Origin of the sequence: Mesobacillus jeotgali (genome assembly GCF_002874535.1) — a bacterium.
Taxonomy (GTDB): domain Bacteria; phylum Bacillota; class Bacilli; order Bacillales; family Cytobacillaceae; genus Mesobacillus; species Mesobacillus jeotgali.
Genome location: NZ_CP025025.1, coordinates 2,766,875 through 2,782,931, shown reverse-complemented (window position 1 = coordinate 2,782,931; position 16,057 = coordinate 2,766,875). Strand labels below are relative to the sequence as shown.

The following is a 16,057-nucleotide window of genomic DNA, read 5'->3' as shown; positions in this document are numbered from 1 at the left end:
CTTTTGGTCTCTCTTAAAAACGATCAACAAATAAGAAATAAACGCCTACCCAAGTAACGATTAAAAAGAATCCTAACAAGAAAACGGATGCAAGTGTTCCTTTCAAGGAAGATTGGTCTTCCACCTTTGTTTGTGTCTTCTTCCCAATTCCAGGCTGAGCCATTCCGGTCCACTCCCTTCGTAAAAAATGTTCGTTTATAAATGATAAGTACATTCTCATAATACAAAACAATTTGGAAACGTAAATATGGTTTTAGACAGTTCACAAATTGTTCATACCTGATATATTTACTATGTTAATGGTGAAAACGCGTCAACACAGTGATTTAAGTCACATGGAACGAGGGGGAAATGTGAATAATCTGTGAAAATGAAAATGTGAAACAGTGAGCAAAATCACAAACTAACGGATCAGGATGTGATAGATCGACTTGACATCGGAGAGCAAAGGAATTATGACAGCTTTGTCCACTACATCATCAAACCTGTCAAGAAAACAAAGGAATCATGACAGCTTTGTGCACTCCACCATCAAAGCTGTCAAAAAAACAAAGGAATCATGACAGCTTTGTTCACTCCATCATCAAAGCTGTCAAGAAAACAGAGGAATCATGACAGCTTTGTCCACTCCACCATCAAAGCTGTCAAGAAGACAGAGGAATCATGACAGCTTTGTTCACTCCATCATCACAGCTGTCAAGAAAACAGGGGAATCATGACAGCTTTGTGCACTTCATCATCAAAGCTGTCAAAAAAACAGAGGAATCATGACAGCTTTGTCCAATTCATCATTAAGAATGTCAAAATAATAAGGGATTCTTGATTCCAGTGGGAAAACAGGAATCACCATTCTGAGCAGAGCTAATAAACTAATAGTAAATGGATCTTTCAGGAAGTGGTATATATGCAAAAGTATTATTGTGAACATTGCCGTCTCATATATGATGAAATGCGATTATGTAAAAAATGTGGGGGAGCAGCAGAGAAGCAAATCTGGATTGAGGTACAAAAGCAGTCCAACGAAAAATAGCACCGGGTGGGTGCTTTTTCTTTTACCAGGCGAGTAAACCTGATTTTCCTGCGTATTATGTTAAAATTAAGTCAATTTAGAGCAGGAGGATGATGTGTATGTTTTTGCCATCTTTTGATTTGAAAGGGAAAACAGCGGTAGTGACTGGAGCGGGAAGAGGGATTGGCAGAGCGATTGCGATCGGACTTGCTGAAGCTGGAGCAAATGTTGCCTTACTAGCAAGAACGGAGGAAGATCTTAAGGAGACTTCATCGGTAATCGAAAAATTAGGGAATAAAACTCTCGTGCTCCCAACAGATGTAACAAATAGGGATCAAGTACATAAATCAATTTCAGCAGTACGCACTGAATGGGGAAAGATTGATATCCTTGTCAATAATGCAGGCATGAATATACGTTCCAAGGCATTAGAGGCGACGGATGAAGAATGGCAAACGATCATGGATACCAATTTAAAATCAGCCTTCATGATGTCTCAGGAAGCCGGGAAAGTCATGAAGGGACAGCAATCAGGAGGCAAAATCATCAATATCGCGTCTGTTGCAGGGCAAGTAGCCCTGAGGACCGGTGTCGTCTATGCGGCAACTAAGGCAGCCCTAATGCAGATGACAAAGGTGCTCGCGATGGAATGGGGACAATACGGTATCAATGTGAATTCAATTGGTCCGTGGTATTTCAAAACACCTCTGACTGAAAAACTATTGGCGGATGAAGCTTATGTAGAAGGCATCCTTGCTGTAACGCCGTTGAAGAGAATTGGAGAATTGCCTGAGCTGGTAGGACCAGTTGTCTTCCTAAGTTCTGACGCAGGAAACTATGTGACAGGCCAAACATTATTCGTCGACGGAGGTATGACGATTCACGGATTCTGATCAAGAGAGGGTATATGTACTCAAAGAAGCTCTTCTTAATCCGAATAGTATTTTTACGGTATAAAGGAAGAATCTGCTTTTACGCGAAAAAGATCACTGACATGAATGAATCTGTCGAAGACCAATCGGTTGTCAACTGGTAAAGATTTTATAATGTATAAGGCAAGAGAGCATTGTATAATGAACTTGCACAGCAACTCCTTCAAAACGTTAGGCTTTCCCCGATTACGGGGAAAGCTTTTTTTTCGTGTAAGTCTAAGCTAGTTTGATTGTATACTCTCTGGGTAAATGGAAAAAGTAACCGTACATAGATGTGAGGAGAGTAAAAATATGCCAAGAGTCATATCCATCGCAGAAGCATTGCCGCCATTTACAATAGAACAAGAAAAGGTAATGGATTTCGCAGAAAAGCTATTCAAGGAATCTTTTAAAGATATAAATAGGCTGCTCACCGTTTTCCAGAACGGCCAAATTGAGAAACGCCATTTTGCCAAAGATCTTGATTGGTTCGAAAGTGACCATACCTTTGAAGAGAAGAATGATGCCTATATCGAAGCAGCTGTGGAACTTGGGGCAAAAGCGATTTCAAATTGCCTGAAGAATGGTGATTTCTTAAAAAACGAAGTCCATCTTGAAGAGATCGATGCTATTTTTACCATCAGCAGCACAGGTGTGTCGACCCCTAGCATTGATGCGAGAATAATGAATATCTTGCCATCATCACAATACACTAAAAGGATTCCGATTTGGGGACTCGGTTGTGCAGGTGGAGCAAGCGGGCTTTCGCGCGCATATGAGTACTGCCTGGCCTACCCGAAGGCCAAGGTGCTTGTGCTATCTGTTGAATTGTGCAGTTTAACCTTCCAGCGGAACGATCGATCAAAAAGCAATCTGATCGGCACTTCATTGTTTGCAGACGGGGTTGCATGTGCCCTGGTCTGTGGTGATGATTCCGGCTATGAAAATATAATGAAAAAAGAATCTGCACCTAATATTATCGGTACACAGTCCACAACGATGCCTGATTCTGAAGATGTTATGGGATGGGAAGTGAAGAATGAGGGACTGTATGTCGTGTTCTCTAAGGATATACCGACGATAATCGAAAACTGGCTTCAGCCAAATGTCTTAAGGTTTTTAAATACCAATGGTCTTGACGTTTCAGATCTTAATCATTTTATTGCGCACCCAGGAGGAAAGAAAGTACTGGATGCCTATGTTTCTGCCATGAAGTTCCCTGAAAAAATGACCGAGACTTCCCTGAACGTCTTAAAAGATTATGGGAATATGTCTTCAGCGACCATACTATATGTATTAAGAAGGTTCATGGAGACAGCGAAGGAGGGCGACCTTGGACTTGGTGCTGCACTTGGTCCAGGTTTTAGCTCGGAATTGCTATTAATGAGGTGGGAATAACATGATATTCCTCTTATTTGTAGGTTTAATAATCTTTCAGCGGATAACAGAACTAGTCATCGCGAGAAAAAATGAGGCCTGGATGAAAGAGCATGGAGCAATAGAATTCGGCCAGGGCCATTATCCCGCGATGGTGTCGATCCATACAGCTTTTTTCATATTCTTTATCCTGGAAGTGAACCTATTGGAAAAAAACCTTTCAGATTATTGGCCGGTATTGCTTGCTCTTTTTATCTTTACACAGGCAATGAGAATTTGGGCACTAGCTTCATTGGGAAGGTTCTGGAATACAAAAATTATCATTCTTCCTGGAGGTAATGTCATCAAGAGAGGCCCATATAAAATCATCAAGCATCCAAACTATTTAATTGTTGCGATAGAGTTGATTGTGATTCCATTGATGTTCAATGCCTATATTACAATGGCTGTCTTTACTTTGTTGAATATCCTCATTTTATCTATCAGGATTCCTGCAGAGGAGAAGGCATTGAGAGAGTTGACAAAATATGAATCTGAATTCTCCAACCAGGGCCGTTTCGTCCCGAATTTGTTAAATAAGTGTGACAATTAATCTCCTTCCATTGAAAATGAGAATCAATAGTGCTACACTTTTCTTAAGATGAAAATTATTCTCAGTTAAAAAAGAACCTTAAGGATGGTGTCGTACCAATGGTTTCCATGTTAGTTGTTTCGACCATAGCTGCTTATTCCTTACTTATGAAATATGTATTAAGCAATGTGCTAAAACCTCATTAATAAACAATATTCTCATTTAGAATGAAAGCTCGGACTTAGGTTCGAGCTTTTTCTTTTTGTCCCTGCCAGTGCTTTCAGCGGCGATTAAGGTGGCTTTGCTTTACTTTTTCTAAGGGACGAAAATGAAATTATAGGAAAAGACCGAAAAATCATATAAAATAAAGTTATTCACAATTTTGTCACAAGGGGTTAGAGGAATGAGCCAGACTATTGCACAGCAAGATCAAAAGCTTCTGGGAAAGATTTTATCGCTATATAACTTAATGAATACAAATCACGATGAAGATACAGCTGAAAAAGTAAAGGAATTGGGTAGAAAAGCAGTTGAAGAAGAATTTTCAATCGCCTTCTGCGGACACTTTTCTGCAGGGAAATCGAGCATGATCAACAAACTGATCGGTGACAATATCCTGCCGTCAAGCCCAATTCCAACCAGTGCGAATTTGGTGCGGATTAAATCAGGTTCTGAATATGCAAAGGTCATCTTCAAGGACGGCAGATCACGCTTGTATCCGGCTCCGTACGATTATGATACTGTCAAAACGTATTGCAAGGATGGTGAACAAATCCAGGCTATTGAGATCAGCCATAATGGTGCTGAGTTCCTGGAACAGGCAGTCATAATGGACACACCTGGAATTGATTCTACAGATGATGCCCACCGCATAGCGACTGAATCGGCGCTCCATCTGTCAGACATCGTCTTTTATGTGATGGATTATAACCATGTCCAATCCGAACTGAATTTCCTTTTTACAAAGGAGTTAACGGATGCAGGAAAAGAACTTTATTTGATTATTAACCAGGTCGACAAACATCAGGATGCAGAATTGTCTTTTGAACAATTCAAAAAAAGTGTTGAAGATTCCTTTGCTGACTGGGGAGTAAAGCATGCAGGGATTTTTTATACGTCCTTGAAATACCCTGAATCACCACAAAACCAGTTCCAAGAGCTTCGATCATTTATCATGGATCGGAAGGGCAAGAGAAAAGAAATATTGCCAGTTTCCATTTTCAAGTCGTTGGAAAAGCTGTCGGAGGACCATTTGGCGAGTCTTCATCAGGATGTTTCAGCAGAAATAGATCAATTTGGGACGATCCTGGAAGGAATCTCTGACAGTGAACGACAACAATTGTCAGTTGAAATTGATAATATAAGGAATCATATAGAAAAAATCCAGGTTGAACGGGACCCTGAACGAGAGTTTCGCGCTGGACTTAATGATATCTTAAAGAACGCGTATTTAATGCCTTTCCAGACCAGGGAATTGGCAGAGGCTTATCTGCAGTCAAGGCAGCCAGACTTTAAAGTGGGCTTGTTTTTCTCGAAACAAAAAACAGAACAGGAACGCTCAGCTAGATTGGACAATTTCTATCGAGAACTGGAGGATAAAGTACAATCCCAGCTCGACTGGCATATCAAGGATTTTTTATCAAAGCTTTTCAAAAAGCATAATCTTTCGCAGACCGAGCTGCAGGCAGCTGCGAATGGTTTCAAGATTGAGTTTCAAAGAGAGCTCCTCTCAGAAGCTGTTAAACCTGGTGCCAGACTATCAGGGGACTATGTCCTCAATTATACCAATGATGTCGCTGATGCATTGAAGAATCTTGCAAGAAGAAAGCTTGAGCAAATTAAGGAACGATTCATCGACTATGTAAAAGGTCATGATGATGGTGAGGTAAATGAACTTCTCAAAAAAGAAGAAAATCTAGAGAAGCTTTTATCCGCGTGGAAAGCGTTGAATTCAATTCAGGAAAACCTTGCCCAGCAACGCAGACATGTATCAGAAATTCTCTATGGTGAACCGGCAGAATATAAAGAGGAAGACTTCCATATTTTCAAAGCTGCCGAAGACGAGCCGGAAGTGATTTTAAGTAATGAATTTGTTTCCGTAAGCACAAATAAAGAAAAGGCCGTTCAATCAGTAGAAGCTGTTGTAGAGCAAGGCGGGAATGGTATAGAGCAATTTCACGAAAAACAACAGCAGCTGGTCAGGAAAATGAATTATACATCTGAACAGATTGAAGGTATACCTGGCTTGAAAAAAATCGCCCGTGAATTGAAGGAAAAAGCTTCACGGTTAAAAGAAAGAGAATTCACTGTAGCCCTGTTTGGAGCATTCAGTGCAGGGAAATCCTCTTTCGCAAACGCTCTGGTAGGGGAGCGGATTTTGCCGGTATCACCTAATCCGACAACTGCTGCCATTAATAAAATTAAACCCGTCACAAATGAGCATCCTCACGGGACTGTAATTGTTAAAATCAAAACTGCTGACGAATTGCTGAAAGAACTTGACCGATCTCTAGGATTATTCGGCAAGAACACGTCTGATTTCGAGCGAGCGATCGATCAAATCAATAATCTTAAATCCGAAGATAGCGGCTACAGTGCGGCAGAAAAGACGCATTACTCATTCCTGCAGGCTTTTGCCAAGGGATTCAGTGATTTTAAAAACAGCTTCGGGGAAAAGCTTTTGGTGGATCTTGAATCATTCCGAGGGTATGTTGCAGAAGAGGAGAAATCCTGTTTTGTTGAGTGGATTGAGGTTTATTATGATTGTGAGCTTACAAGAGAGGGGATAACCCTTGTTGATACACCAGGTGCAGATTCAATCAATGCCCGCCATACAGGGGTAGCTTTTGATTATATCAAGAATTCAGATGCTATTTTATTCGTAACCTACTATAACCATGCGTTCTCGAAAGCGGATCGGGAGTTCCTGATTCAGCTTGGCAGGGTCAAGGATACCTTTGAGCTTGATAAAATGTTCTTCATAGTCAATGCCGTAGATTTAGCGAATTCGGAGGAAGAACAAGAAGCCGTTTTAGAGTATGTTGAGGGCCAGCTTGTCCAATACGGCATCAGGAAACCGCATCTATTCCCTGTTTCCAGTTTAAAAGGCCTTAATGCGAAGCTGGATAATGAGTCTGGCGGGGACCAGCTATTTAATCAATTTGAAAAATCATTTTACACATTCATCGCCAATGACCTGATGAATATGGCTGTCGAGGCTGCTGAGGCAAAATGGCACCAGGCTGTAGGTACAATTGAGGAAATGATCAGTTCTGCAGAGGAAGACAAAGCAGCAAGGTCTGATAAACGTCGAAAACTCCTATCTGAAAAGGAAGAAATGCTGCAAGTTTTATCACAAAAGAAATCAGCAGTACTTGAGGAACGCTTGAACCTCGAGGCCGATGAATTGACTTATTACATTCGTCAGCGTGTCTTCATCCGATTCGGTGACTTCTTCAGGGAGGCATTCAATCCTGCGCTATTGAAGGATGATGGACGCAATATGAAGAAGGCCCTTGAAACCGCGCTCGATGAGTTAATTGAAAGCATTGGATTTGACCTGGCTCAGGAGATGAGAGCAACGTCTTTAAGGACCGAAGCGTTTATTATCCGGATCTTGAAAGAGTTCCAGGAAGCACTGTTAAGAGAACTATTGAAAATTAACTCTTCGGTTTCCATTTCTGCAACAGATAATGGTCCACTTGATGGAATAGAATTTGAAACAGCATATCAAAACATTGATCGTACTAAGTTTAGAAAAACCCTTGGTATGTTTAAGAATCCTAAATCCTTCTTTGAGAAGAATGAAAAGAAATTAATGGCGGATGAACTTGAAAAGCTTTTACATGGACCTGCAGGTGAGTATCTTGAAGAAGAGAATGCTAGGCTGAAAGATCATTATCAGCCTGAATTGGTTCGGGAGTTTGTAAAAGTCCAGGAGGATTTATCAGAGCAGATCACAGAGTATTTTGAAGGGATTACGTCTGCACTTGAAGATAATTTCTCTATTGATACTGTTAAAAGTGCTCTGTTAAATATTAAAAAATTTCAATAAAGGTTGAGTGCAAGGATGACCAGTAATAGATTTCATGCATGTGCTACTTGTGTTAATTTTCAGGCTGAAAAGCTGAATGGCAAAATGAACTACCATTGTGGCAGGCTTGGCTATGAAACGAAGAGCCATTATAAATTTTCCTGCTGGGACCCAAAAGAACATGTAAAAAAATTGATGTCCAAAAAAACTACTTGAGGAGTGGTTTCCTTGCAAAATCATGTAGATACTGAATGGCTTAATGACCATCTTGGAGACGGGAAAACAAGAGTTGTCGATTGCCGTTTCAAGCTTGGGAGTCCTGATGATGGCAGGCTTCTATATGAACGTAGTCATATTCCAGGTGCTGTTTATTTCGATCTCGAAAAAGACCTGTCTGGTACAGTCAGGGAACATGGAGGCAGACATCCGCTCCCGGAAACAACTCAGTTTAAGGAAAGACTGCAGGAAGCCGGGATTGATAATGAAACAACGGTTATTGTGTACGACGGAAAGGAAGGAGCGTTCGCTTCAAGATTATGGTGGCTTCTTAAATACGTTGGGCATGAAAAAGTTTATATCCTGAACGGAGGCTTTGATGCATGGGTGAAGTCTGGCTATCCAACTGAACATTCTGTACCACATTATGAGACTGAAAAATACACCGTCTCAGAAAATCATGATATGCTGGCTTCCTATGAAGAGGTTAAAGATATCGCACTAAAAGGGGCGGGAAGTGCGGTCCTTATAGATTCGCGGGAAAGTAAAAGGTACCTGGGAATCGAGGAGCCAATCGACCGGATTCCTGGCCATATTCCAACAGCGATCAATAAGCCGTGGATGGAAGGCTATGAAAATGGATTTTTTAAGCCCTGTAATGAACAGGAGAAGAGATTTGCAGAACTTGATCCTAATCAGCCAATCATCGTTTATTGCGGATCTGGAGTGACAGCAACGCCAAATTATATTGCTTTTAAAGAAGCTGGATTCAAAAATGTCAGGCTGTATGCGGGGAGTTATAGCGATTGGGTTTCTTACAAAGAAAACCCAATTTCCAGGAGTGAGTGAAGTCAGCTTATTAGATGCAATTTGACAGGGTTAAATCAATAATTGAAGAATTGTTATTTTCGGAATATGCAAGGGTACTTCGAGAGTTATGTTATAATATCAAAGTTGACTTTTACATTAAGGCATCAAGCTTTTAAAATAGAGCAATGGCTCAAAATTTCTCAATGGAGGTACCAACTTGGAAAATAATAAAACTTCTTTAATGCTAGTTGACGGGATGGCTTTATTGTTCAGAGCATTCTATGCAACAGCTGTTTCCGGACAGTTCATGATAAATTCCAAAGGGGTCCCTACAAATGCGATCCACGGTTTCATCAAACACTTTGCGACTGCAGTTGCAAATTTCAAGCCTACCCATACTGCTGTATGCTGGGATATGGGCAGTAAAACCTTCCGGACTGAAATGTTCGATAATTATAAAGCGAATAGACCTGAGGCACCTGTTGAGCTGCTGCCACAGTTTGACCTTGTCAAAGAGGTAGTGGAAGCTCTGGATGTGCCCAACATTGGCTTGCCGGGCTACGAGGCGGATGACTGTATAGGGACGATTGCCAGAACGGCTAGGGAAGTGGATTCCGTTACGATCCTGACAGGGGATAAAGATATTCTCCAGCTGATCGATGACCGGATTTCTGTCATCCTGTTACAGAAGGGCTATGGCAATTATCTAGTCCACGATCGCAATACCCTTTTTGCCGATAAGGGGATCTGGCCTGAACAGATGATTGATTTGAAAGCATTCATGGGAGACCCGAGTGATAACTATCCTGGCGTTCGCGGGATCGGTGAAAAGACCGCTATTAAGCTGCTTCAGGAACATGGGGATGTAGAAGGTGTCATCGCGAACCTGCATCAACTGACCAAATCACAAAGAGCTAAAATCGAAGCTGACCTTGATATGCTTCATTTAAGCAGACAGCTAGCTGAAATCAAATGTGATGTACCTGTTGAATGCAAGATGGATGATGCTAGATTTAAGATTGACCGGGAAAAGCTTCTTTCTAAGTTCAATGAAGTTGAACTTAAAGGGCTGCACCGTCTGTTCGAATACGAAACGATGCACGCTTAAAGGAAACGGCTGGTTTTTATACCAGCCGTTGTTTTTTTATTTTGTATTCTTCTTCTTTGCGGCATTTTCAAGCTTTGACTTTGGTTCCTCAGCAAATTCTGCATCCTGTCCATAACCTTGTGGATTTACCCCGGGTGCCTTTGTTCCTCTGTTTCCCTTTTTGCTCATAATCAATGATCCCTCCAGAAAAGTTTTTGTTTAAAAATGCTTAGAAATGAGAAATAACCTTTATAGGTTGTCTGCTTATTACAGCTTAATCCTTATTATTAACGGGCAAGAATAAAAGCAATCATTTTTCTTCAAAATAACATGGAGGTGACGGATAATGAATAAAGGCGCAGTTATTGCTATCTCGAGTATTGGCCTTGCTCAGGCCTTAAAAATACCGTTTCATTACGCAAAGACACAGGAGTGGAAACCAGATTTATTTTTGGCCAGCGGCGGAATGCCCAGCTCCCATTCAGCTGGTGTGTCATCTTTAACCACATATGTTGCACTTACAAAAGGCGTACGCTCGATTGACTTCGCATTGTCACTTGTGTATGGCATGATTGTCATGTATGATGCACAGGGCATAAGGAGACAAACAGGAGAACTGACATTGAAAGTTAATGATCTTGATGAATTGATTGATAAGATTCACGAGGATGACCCAGTAGAATTTGAAGAAAAGTCTCCAGACCCATTAAAGGAAATGCTAGGCCATCAGCCAAAGGAAGTACTTGGCGGAGCCCTTTTTGGCATGGCGATGGGATTTGCTGGATATCTTTTAACGAAAAAACGGTAGAAAATGCTCGGATTATGCGGTAAAATTTTACTAGAAGTCGGCTTGAAGAGAGGATTGATTCAGTCAGTGCGGACAGTTGAAGATTACTTGCTTCATTTGAAGAGCAAAGGGTTCCAGTTGCGTGAGGACGCTATCGGCTTTATTTACTTTGGACAGCAATATACAAATTCTACCGATGAACTTACGAATACAGCCATTGAGATTACCTTAAAGGCTCAAAAAGGTTTTGATGGAAGCTTTTATATATCGTTGCTGGAAACCTTCGCTTCTAATAAAATCCATTCCCGCAAAGCAGCGTTGCAGTACGTTAAAAAAATCGAGCTTTTGGCCGTATAACGAAAAGCGGAAGCGCCTTGGTCAGCCCCGACAAGCGATGGAGGGCTTGACAGTGAAGTCGTTCTTTGACTTCATTGGCAAGACCGAAATGGAAAAGTATAGCCGACTGTCCAGAAACGCAGAAACTGGAGACTCCGACAAAGAAGCGCTTTTTGCTTCTGCCGACGGAGTCGAAGTTTCAGAGTTTCTAGGAGGCGATACTAGACAAGCGACTCGAGCTGCTCAAAGCTAACGCTTATCGCAAGATACTCGAGGAAGTTTATTCAGGGGAGAAAACTGGCTAGGCGCAGTAGCTGGACAATTCTCGAAGTAGAAATTATATAAGAAGAGGCTGGTTCTAAAGCGTTATGCTTTGAAATCAGCCTCTTTTTTTGGAAGGAACTTACGGATAAAGCTTTCGAATTTGCCAGAAGGCAACTCCGCGAAAACCATCCCGGCAAAAATTAGTCCACAACCGACCAGGGCACTGTATGTCAGGCGTTCATCGGCCCAAAAGTAAGCGGTAATGGCCGCAAAGACTGGCTCCATTGCAAAAATCAAGGCAACTCGAGTAGCCGTCGTATGTTTCTGGAAATTGGTCTGGATGAAAAACGCCAGTGCAGTTGCAAGTATAGATGTAACCAACAGGGCAATCATGACATTCGCTGAAAAAATGACCTCAGGGTTGAATGCCCTTTTCCAATCCTCGAATAGGACAGAAGATACTGCAGATAGGGCAGCAACAGTTGAGATTTGGACTGACGTCAAAATGAGAGTTGGATAGCTGCTGCTGTATTTTCCGGTAAAAACGATGTGCAAAGCAAAACCAGCTGCACATATGAGGACAAAGCCGTCTCCAATGTTAAGGCTTGAAACATCTGACATTGTTAAAAGATAAAGACCTGCAGTCGCTGCAGAGACACCCACTATTGAGTTGATGCTTGGCCGCTGTTTTAAGATGCCGATCATCAGCAATGGTACCAGGACTACACTTAAACCAGTGATAAAGCCTGCCTTGGATGAGGTTGTATACAACAGGCCTAATGTTTGGAATGCATAGCCAATGAAAAGAAAAAAGCCGAGCATTATTCCGGATAAAATTATTTTTCGATCGACCTTTTTTAGCTGATCTTTTTCAAAAAGCATAAGCCAAAGCCCTAATAGGATTGCTGCCAGGGTGAAGCGGACAGCATTGAAGGCTTGTGGCTCAAGAAAAGAAATTGCATTTTGTACAAGAACAAAAGTTGCGCCCCAGATCAGGGCTACGAATAGTAAGCTTAAATCCGCGAAGGTTGATGCTTTCATGTTAGTTTTCGGTTCCTTTCATGTTGTTGTCCCTTACCGCTTTTCTTGCCAGATCGTCAGCTGACTTATTTTCACTCGATGGAACCCATTTCATGAAGAAGAGGTCGAATTGACTGGCAAGCATTAATGCTTTTTCCAAAAGGGGGGCATATAGTTTATTTTTGACGAACTCTTTCTCAACCGCTGCATTTACCAGCTGTGAATCGGTTCTGAAGGAGACAACTTTAAAACCTTTGTCAAGGCAGATTTCCAATGCTTTTATAAATGCATGATATTCAGCTTCGTGATTGGACATTACACCAAGAGGAATGGAATATCTAAAAACTTCCCCTTCACCTTTAATAAAAATGCCAGCACCGCTTGGACCAGGGTTGCCAGCACTTGCACCGTCGATATACACTTCGAACAACAAAGATCACTCCCAGTTGGTTTGTACAGATAATAGTTAGTGTATCATAATAGCATTGAGAATTTATAAAAATATACAAAGACCATTTCAGTTTCAACGTACCATTTCATTGTAACAGGCTTGGAAAATGGGTAAGATAACTAAAAATAACCCATTTAGCGGAGTGAAAAAACAGATCAGAAAGCGGGGGAGAAGTCATGAAATATAAATTGGAGTGGGAATACAAACCTAAAGGAATAGATCCGATCCTATTCAGCTCTGATTTCCTTGATGGCGAGCATGCGCTTCAGGCCGGTGAAGAATTAGAAAAATCGGGTAAAGCTGGAGGAATCTCTTTTATAGATGAAATCGGTACTTCGTGGACATTGAAGGAAATGAGAAAGCTTCTTGAAGAAGTAGAAGAAGAACCTCATGATCTTACTGTTTATTTTGACGGTGGTTTTGATAACTATAATCATAAAGCAGGACTTGGGGCCATAATCTACTTCAAACAGGGAAAAAAGAAGTACAGATTGCGTGCCAATGAAGTTTTCGATGAGCTTGAAACGAATAATGAAGCAGAATATGCTGCTCTATATTTTGCCCTTACCATTCTTGAAGAAATGGGTGTCAGGAACATGACCTGTGACATCAAAGGAGATTCCCAGGTTGTATTGAAGCAGCTGGAAGGGGAGTGGCCTAGCTATGAAGAAACCCTTAACCGCTGGCTCGACAGAATCGAGAAAAAAATTAAAGACCTCGGCTTGCATCCAAGATACAATCCGGTAGGCAGAAAAGAAAATAAAGAGGCAGATAAATTGGCGACACAGGCACTGCAGGGTAAAATGATCAACAGCAAAATGCAAATATTATAACCAGGAGGGAAAGGCGGTAATTCAGTGACGCGTAATGAAATCCTTGCCGAGGTAGAAACATTGCTCACTACATACTGCAATGGCTGCTTCCTCAAAAAACACCACCGGCAAGAAAACGGTAAAAGGCATGCCCATCGGTTCTGTATCAATGAATGCACCGTTGGGGAAAAAATAAAAAAATGCGGGCAAAAATTGTAGAGTTGATCTCGTGGTCATACCTTTTAGACATTTCAGCGGAAGTTCGGAGCTAAAATGTCCAAGAAATAGCGTTTTATGGACATTTCAGCGAAAGGTCGGAGCCAAAATGTCTAAGAAATAGCGTTTTATGGACATTTTAGAAGGTGTCCATAGCCAAAATGTCTAAGAAAGAGCATTTTATGGACATTGGATGGCTTTTACGAGAATAGCAGAAAAATCAAAAAGGCTGGCGCCAGGCGCCAGCCTTCAACTTTTTTTATTATAGTTTTACTACGTTAGCAGCTTGTGGTCCGCGATTTCCTTCGACGATTTCGAAAGAAACTTCCTGACCTTCTTCTAATGACTTATATCCGTCGCCCTGGATTGCTGAGAAGTGAACGAATACATCGTCTCCGCCTTCTACTTCGATGAAGCCGAAACCTTTTTCATTGTTGAACCATTTTACTTTACCGTTTTGCATGTTAAACTTTCCTCCCATGTCTTTCGTGACACAAAATATGTGCCAAAGTTGAATATTATCATCTAATGGATACACCTGCAATGTTGATATGGCAAATATATTCTATTAAATGATGTATTAAATATACATTATTGGGAAGGATTCAGTCAAGAATGTAAGCGTATTACAAACTAAATAATCTTAAAATTAAGTAAATTAAAAATAAAGTGAAATCCACTCAGCTTTAGTTCCTATTTTCGGAAAAATTTGTTATTATTTTCTTATTAATGCTTTATCTAAGCCTGACAGAAGTGTGAAAATTCATAGGCTAGTAGTCTATTATTAGCTAAGAGGAGGGTACGAATGAAGAAGACCACTCCATCCGCGTTGACGTCCTTGACTGATCATCAAATTGATGCATTATTGGATGCAATCAGGAATGGCAATGCCATTCAGGACCACACACCTCAGATTGCAGTAAATAAAAAGCTTGATTATATTTCAAAGAAAATCGATGATGCCTCCATGCAAATGGAAGAGATTTTCGATATCGTGGCAAAGACAGGAGTTGTTCCTGTTAGTGAAATCAAGAATGAGATCATGCCTGTCATCAGGCAGGCAGCAGAAATTCCCCATATCTATCACCTTTTCTACGAGCTAAAGGCACAAGATGAGTATACTTACAGGCACACAGTCTGTGTTGGCATCATCTCTACATTGATAGGGAAATGGCTTGAATTGGACCAATCGGAGCTGCATGACCTTGCCTTGGGAGCGACACTCCATGATATAGGGAAAGCTCGTATCCCTGCCAGCATCTTGAACAAGCCAGGCAAGCTTACACGGGAAGAATACAACGAAATGAAACGCCATACAGTGTATGGATACCGGATGTTGAAGGATATTCCAGAACTAAATGAAAGAGTCGCGCTGATTGCTCTGCAGCACCATGAGCGTGAGGATGGCGGAGGCTATCCGTTTAGCCTTCGCAGTGAAAAGATAGACGAGCTTGCAAAAATCGTCGCCATTGCTGATGTGTACCATGCGATGTCATCCTCAAGGGTCTATCATCAGGCGGAACCTTTCCATATTGTTATTTCCCAGATGCAAAACGATGTATTCGGAAAATTCGATCCGAAAATCATGCTCGTGTTCCTGTTTAGGATCATGGACAGCCTTGTCGGAAGACGTGTTCTCCTTAGCGATGGTGAAGAGGGGACAATCCTAATGGTTGACCCATTTGAGCCTTTAAGGGCACTGATTAAAACGGGAGATACACTCGTTGACCTGCGTCTTAATCGCGGCTTGAGGATTTCGAGAGTCTTAAATGATTCAATCGTAGGGGTATAATCTGGGGATACACTTCATATCTTTTATTAGTCAATGATGATGAATTAAAAGGGTGAGGGCATGTACCGCTTTTCGATAGGTGATGAGGATTGGATAATCATTTTTTCTCAGCATCTTTCACTTGAGCAAGCAGAAAAGGAAGAAATCATCCGTTCCATTGCCATCATGGGTCCTCAGTGGGCAGCATTCAGCCATGGAGAGTCATTCGTGATTTTCCAGCAGATGGTCGGGGCAATCGTGGTCCGGATCGAAAAGGTTCCTTCGCTGATTTTAACCGTATCAGCAGTCGTTAACAGGAACCGTTGGTACATCAATGACAGCAACATAGTTGAACCGTTCGAGGAATAATATCTTTAAGGCAGCTG

General features: G+C 41.4%; 18 protein-coding genes. 13 read left to right on the top strand and 5 right to left on the bottom strand.

Going from position 1 to position 16,057, the window contains the following annotated elements:
• Positions 1–13 precede the first annotated feature (13 nt).
• Positions 14–163 (bottom strand): hypothetical protein, encoded by a 150-nt coding sequence (locus CD004_RS14120; RefSeq protein WP_041964509.1) that lies wholly within the window; start codon positions 161–163, stop codon positions 14–16.
• Between the two features lie 965 nt (positions 164–1,128).
• On the opposite strand from CD004_RS14120, the gene CD004_RS14115 reads away from it, so the two are divergent.
• The 6 genes from CD004_RS14115 (at position 1,129) to CD004_RS14085 (ending at position 10,035) form a co-directional block, all read left to right on the top strand.
• The gene (locus CD004_RS14115; protein ID WP_102263350.1) at positions 1,129–1,902 is read left to right on the top strand and encodes an SDR family NAD(P)-dependent oxidoreductase; all 774 of its coding nucleotides are present in this window, start codon (positions 1,129–1,131) and stop codon (positions 1,900–1,902) included.
• A 330-nt stretch (positions 1,903–2,232) separates the two neighbouring features.
• Positions 2,233–3,318, top strand: a complete 1,086-nt coding sequence (locus tag CD004_RS14110; protein WP_102263349.1) for a type III polyketide synthase — start codon at positions 2,233–2,235, stop codon at positions 3,316–3,318.
• A gap of 1 nt (position 3,319) precedes the next feature.
• Positions 3,320–3,889: an isoprenylcysteine carboxyl methyltransferase family protein gene (locus tag CD004_RS14105; RefSeq protein WP_102263348.1), complete on the top strand. Its 570-nt coding sequence runs from the start codon at positions 3,320–3,322 to the stop codon at positions 3,887–3,889.
• Positions 3,890–4,271: 382 nt separating this feature from the next.
• Positions 4,272–7,922, top strand: coding sequence for a dynamin family protein (locus tag CD004_RS14100; RefSeq protein WP_102263347.1), 3,651 nt, complete (start codon positions 4,272–4,274; stop codon positions 7,920–7,922).
• Between the two features lie 207 nt (positions 7,923–8,129).
• Entirely contained in the window at positions 8,130–8,966 is an 837-nt protein-coding gene (locus tag CD004_RS14090) for a sulfurtransferase (RefSeq protein WP_233434871.1), read from the top strand.
• Positions 8,967–9,168: 202 nt separating this feature from the next.
• Positions 9,169–10,035, top strand: coding sequence for a 5'-3' exonuclease (locus CD004_RS14085; protein WP_102265115.1), 867 nt, complete (start codon positions 9,169–9,171; stop codon positions 10,033–10,035).
• Between the two features lie 36 nt (positions 10,036–10,071).
• Here CD004_RS14085 and sspL read toward each other — a convergent pair whose 3' ends face one another.
• The gene (gene sspL, locus CD004_RS14080; RefSeq protein WP_023627620.1) at positions 10,072–10,203 is read right to left on the bottom strand and encodes a small, acid-soluble spore protein L; all 132 of its coding nucleotides are present in this window, start codon (positions 10,201–10,203) and stop codon (positions 10,072–10,074) included.
• Between the two features lie 157 nt (positions 10,204–10,360).
• Between sspL and CD004_RS14075 the strand changes: the two genes are divergently transcribed.
• From CD004_RS14075 to CD004_RS14065, 3 genes are all read left to right on the top strand, one after another.
• Positions 10,361–10,822: a divergent PAP2 family protein gene (locus tag CD004_RS14075; RefSeq protein ID WP_102263344.1), complete on the top strand. Its 462-nt coding sequence runs from the start codon at positions 10,361–10,363 to the stop codon at positions 10,820–10,822.
• Positions 10,823–10,888: 66 nt separating this feature from the next.
• Positions 10,889–11,158 (top strand): DUF6123 family protein, encoded by a 270-nt coding sequence (locus CD004_RS14070; RefSeq protein WP_102265114.1) that lies wholly within the window; start codon positions 10,889–10,891, stop codon positions 11,156–11,158.
• A 52-nt stretch (positions 11,159–11,210) separates the two neighbouring features.
• A complete protein-coding gene (locus CD004_RS14065) occupies positions 11,211–11,390 on the top strand; it encodes a hypothetical protein (protein ID WP_102263343.1) in 180 nt (59 codons plus the stop codon).
• Between the two features lie 113 nt (positions 11,391–11,503).
• On the opposite strand, the gene CD004_RS14060 is transcribed toward CD004_RS14065, so the two are convergent.
• Together CD004_RS14060 and CD004_RS14055 are read right to left on the bottom strand one after the other, a co-directional pair.
• Positions 11,504–12,442, bottom strand: a complete 939-nt coding sequence (locus tag CD004_RS14060) for a DMT family transporter (RefSeq protein WP_102263342.1) — start codon at positions 12,440–12,442, stop codon at positions 11,504–11,506.
• A gap of 1 nt (position 12,443) precedes the next feature.
• Complete coding sequence (locus CD004_RS14055; RefSeq protein ID WP_102263341.1) at positions 12,444–12,851, bottom strand: reverse transcriptase-like protein; 408 nt, start codon at positions 12,849–12,851, stop codon at positions 12,444–12,446.
• Between the two features lie 197 nt (positions 12,852–13,048).
• Here CD004_RS14055 and CD004_RS14050 point away from each other — a divergent pair, with 197 nt between their 5' ends.
• Entirely contained in the window at positions 13,049–13,705 is a 657-nt protein-coding gene (locus tag CD004_RS14050; protein WP_102263340.1) for a reverse transcriptase-like protein, read from the top strand.
• A gap of 24 nt (positions 13,706–13,729) precedes the next feature.
• Positions 13,730–13,903: a zinc-finger domain-containing protein gene (locus CD004_RS14045; RefSeq protein ID WP_102263339.1), complete on the top strand. Its 174-nt coding sequence runs from the start codon at positions 13,730–13,732 to the stop codon at positions 13,901–13,903.
• Positions 13,904–14,162: 259 nt separating this feature from the next.
• Here CD004_RS14045 and cspD read toward each other — a convergent pair whose 3' ends face one another.
• Positions 14,163–14,363: a cold-shock protein CspD gene (gene cspD / locus CD004_RS14040; RefSeq protein WP_023627628.1), complete on the bottom strand. Its 201-nt coding sequence runs from the start codon at positions 14,361–14,363 to the stop codon at positions 14,163–14,165.
• Between the two features lie 342 nt (positions 14,364–14,705).
• On the opposite strand from cspD, the gene CD004_RS14035 reads away from it, so the two are divergent.
• Positions 14,706–15,692, top strand: a complete 987-nt coding sequence (locus CD004_RS14035) for an HD-GYP domain-containing protein (RefSeq protein WP_102263338.1) — start codon at positions 14,706–14,708, stop codon at positions 15,690–15,692.
• Positions 15,693–15,752: 60 nt separating this feature from the next.
• Entirely contained in the window at positions 15,753–16,040 is a 288-nt protein-coding gene (locus CD004_RS14030; RefSeq protein ID WP_102263337.1) for a hypothetical protein, read from the top strand.
• Positions 16,041–16,057: the final 17 nt, after the last annotated feature.

What these genes read in the sequence shown, in the direction of transcription:
- CD004_RS14050 (WP_102263340.1), top strand. Translation starts at nt 13,049, where the DNA reads ATGAAATATAAATTGGAGTGGGAATACAAACCTAAAGGAATAGATCCG.
- CD004_RS14115 (WP_102263350.1), top strand. Translation starts at nt 1,129, where the DNA reads ATGTTTTTGCCATCTTTTGATTTGAAAGGGAAAACAGCGGTAGTGACT.
- CD004_RS14060 (WP_102263342.1), bottom strand. Translation starts at nt 12,442, where the DNA reads ATGAAAGCATCAACCTTCGCGGATTTAAGCTTACTATTCGTAGCCCTG.
- CD004_RS14110 (WP_102263349.1), top strand. Translation starts at nt 2,233, where the DNA reads ATGCCAAGAGTCATATCCATCGCAGAAGCATTGCCGCCATTTACAATA.
- CD004_RS14075 (WP_102263344.1), top strand. Translation starts at nt 10,361, where the DNA reads ATGAATAAAGGCGCAGTTATTGCTATCTCGAGTATTGGCCTTGCTCAG.
- cspD (WP_023627628.1), bottom strand. Translation starts at nt 14,363, where the DNA reads ATGCAAAACGGTAAAGTAAAATGGTTCAACAATGAAAAAGGTTTCGGC.
- sspL (WP_023627620.1), bottom strand. Translation starts at nt 10,203, where the DNA reads ATGAGCAAAAAGGGAAACAGAGGAACAAAGGCACCCGGGGTAAATCCA.
- CD004_RS14035 (WP_102263338.1), top strand. Translation starts at nt 14,706, where the DNA reads ATGAAGAAGACCACTCCATCCGCGTTGACGTCCTTGACTGATCATCAA.
- CD004_RS14085 (WP_102265115.1), top strand. Translation starts at nt 9,169, where the DNA reads ATGCTAGTTGACGGGATGGCTTTATTGTTCAGAGCATTCTATGCAACA.
- CD004_RS14105 (WP_102263348.1), top strand. Translation starts at nt 3,320, where the DNA reads ATGATATTCCTCTTATTTGTAGGTTTAATAATCTTTCAGCGGATAACA.
- CD004_RS14120 (WP_041964509.1), bottom strand. Translation starts at nt 163, where the DNA reads ATGGCTCAGCCTGGAATTGGGAAGAAGACACAAACAAAGGTGGAAGAC.
- CD004_RS14100 (WP_102263347.1), top strand. Translation starts at nt 4,272, where the DNA reads ATGAGCCAGACTATTGCACAGCAAGATCAAAAGCTTCTGGGAAAGATT.
- CD004_RS14030 (WP_102263337.1), top strand. Translation starts at nt 15,753, where the DNA reads ATGTACCGCTTTTCGATAGGTGATGAGGATTGGATAATCATTTTTTCT.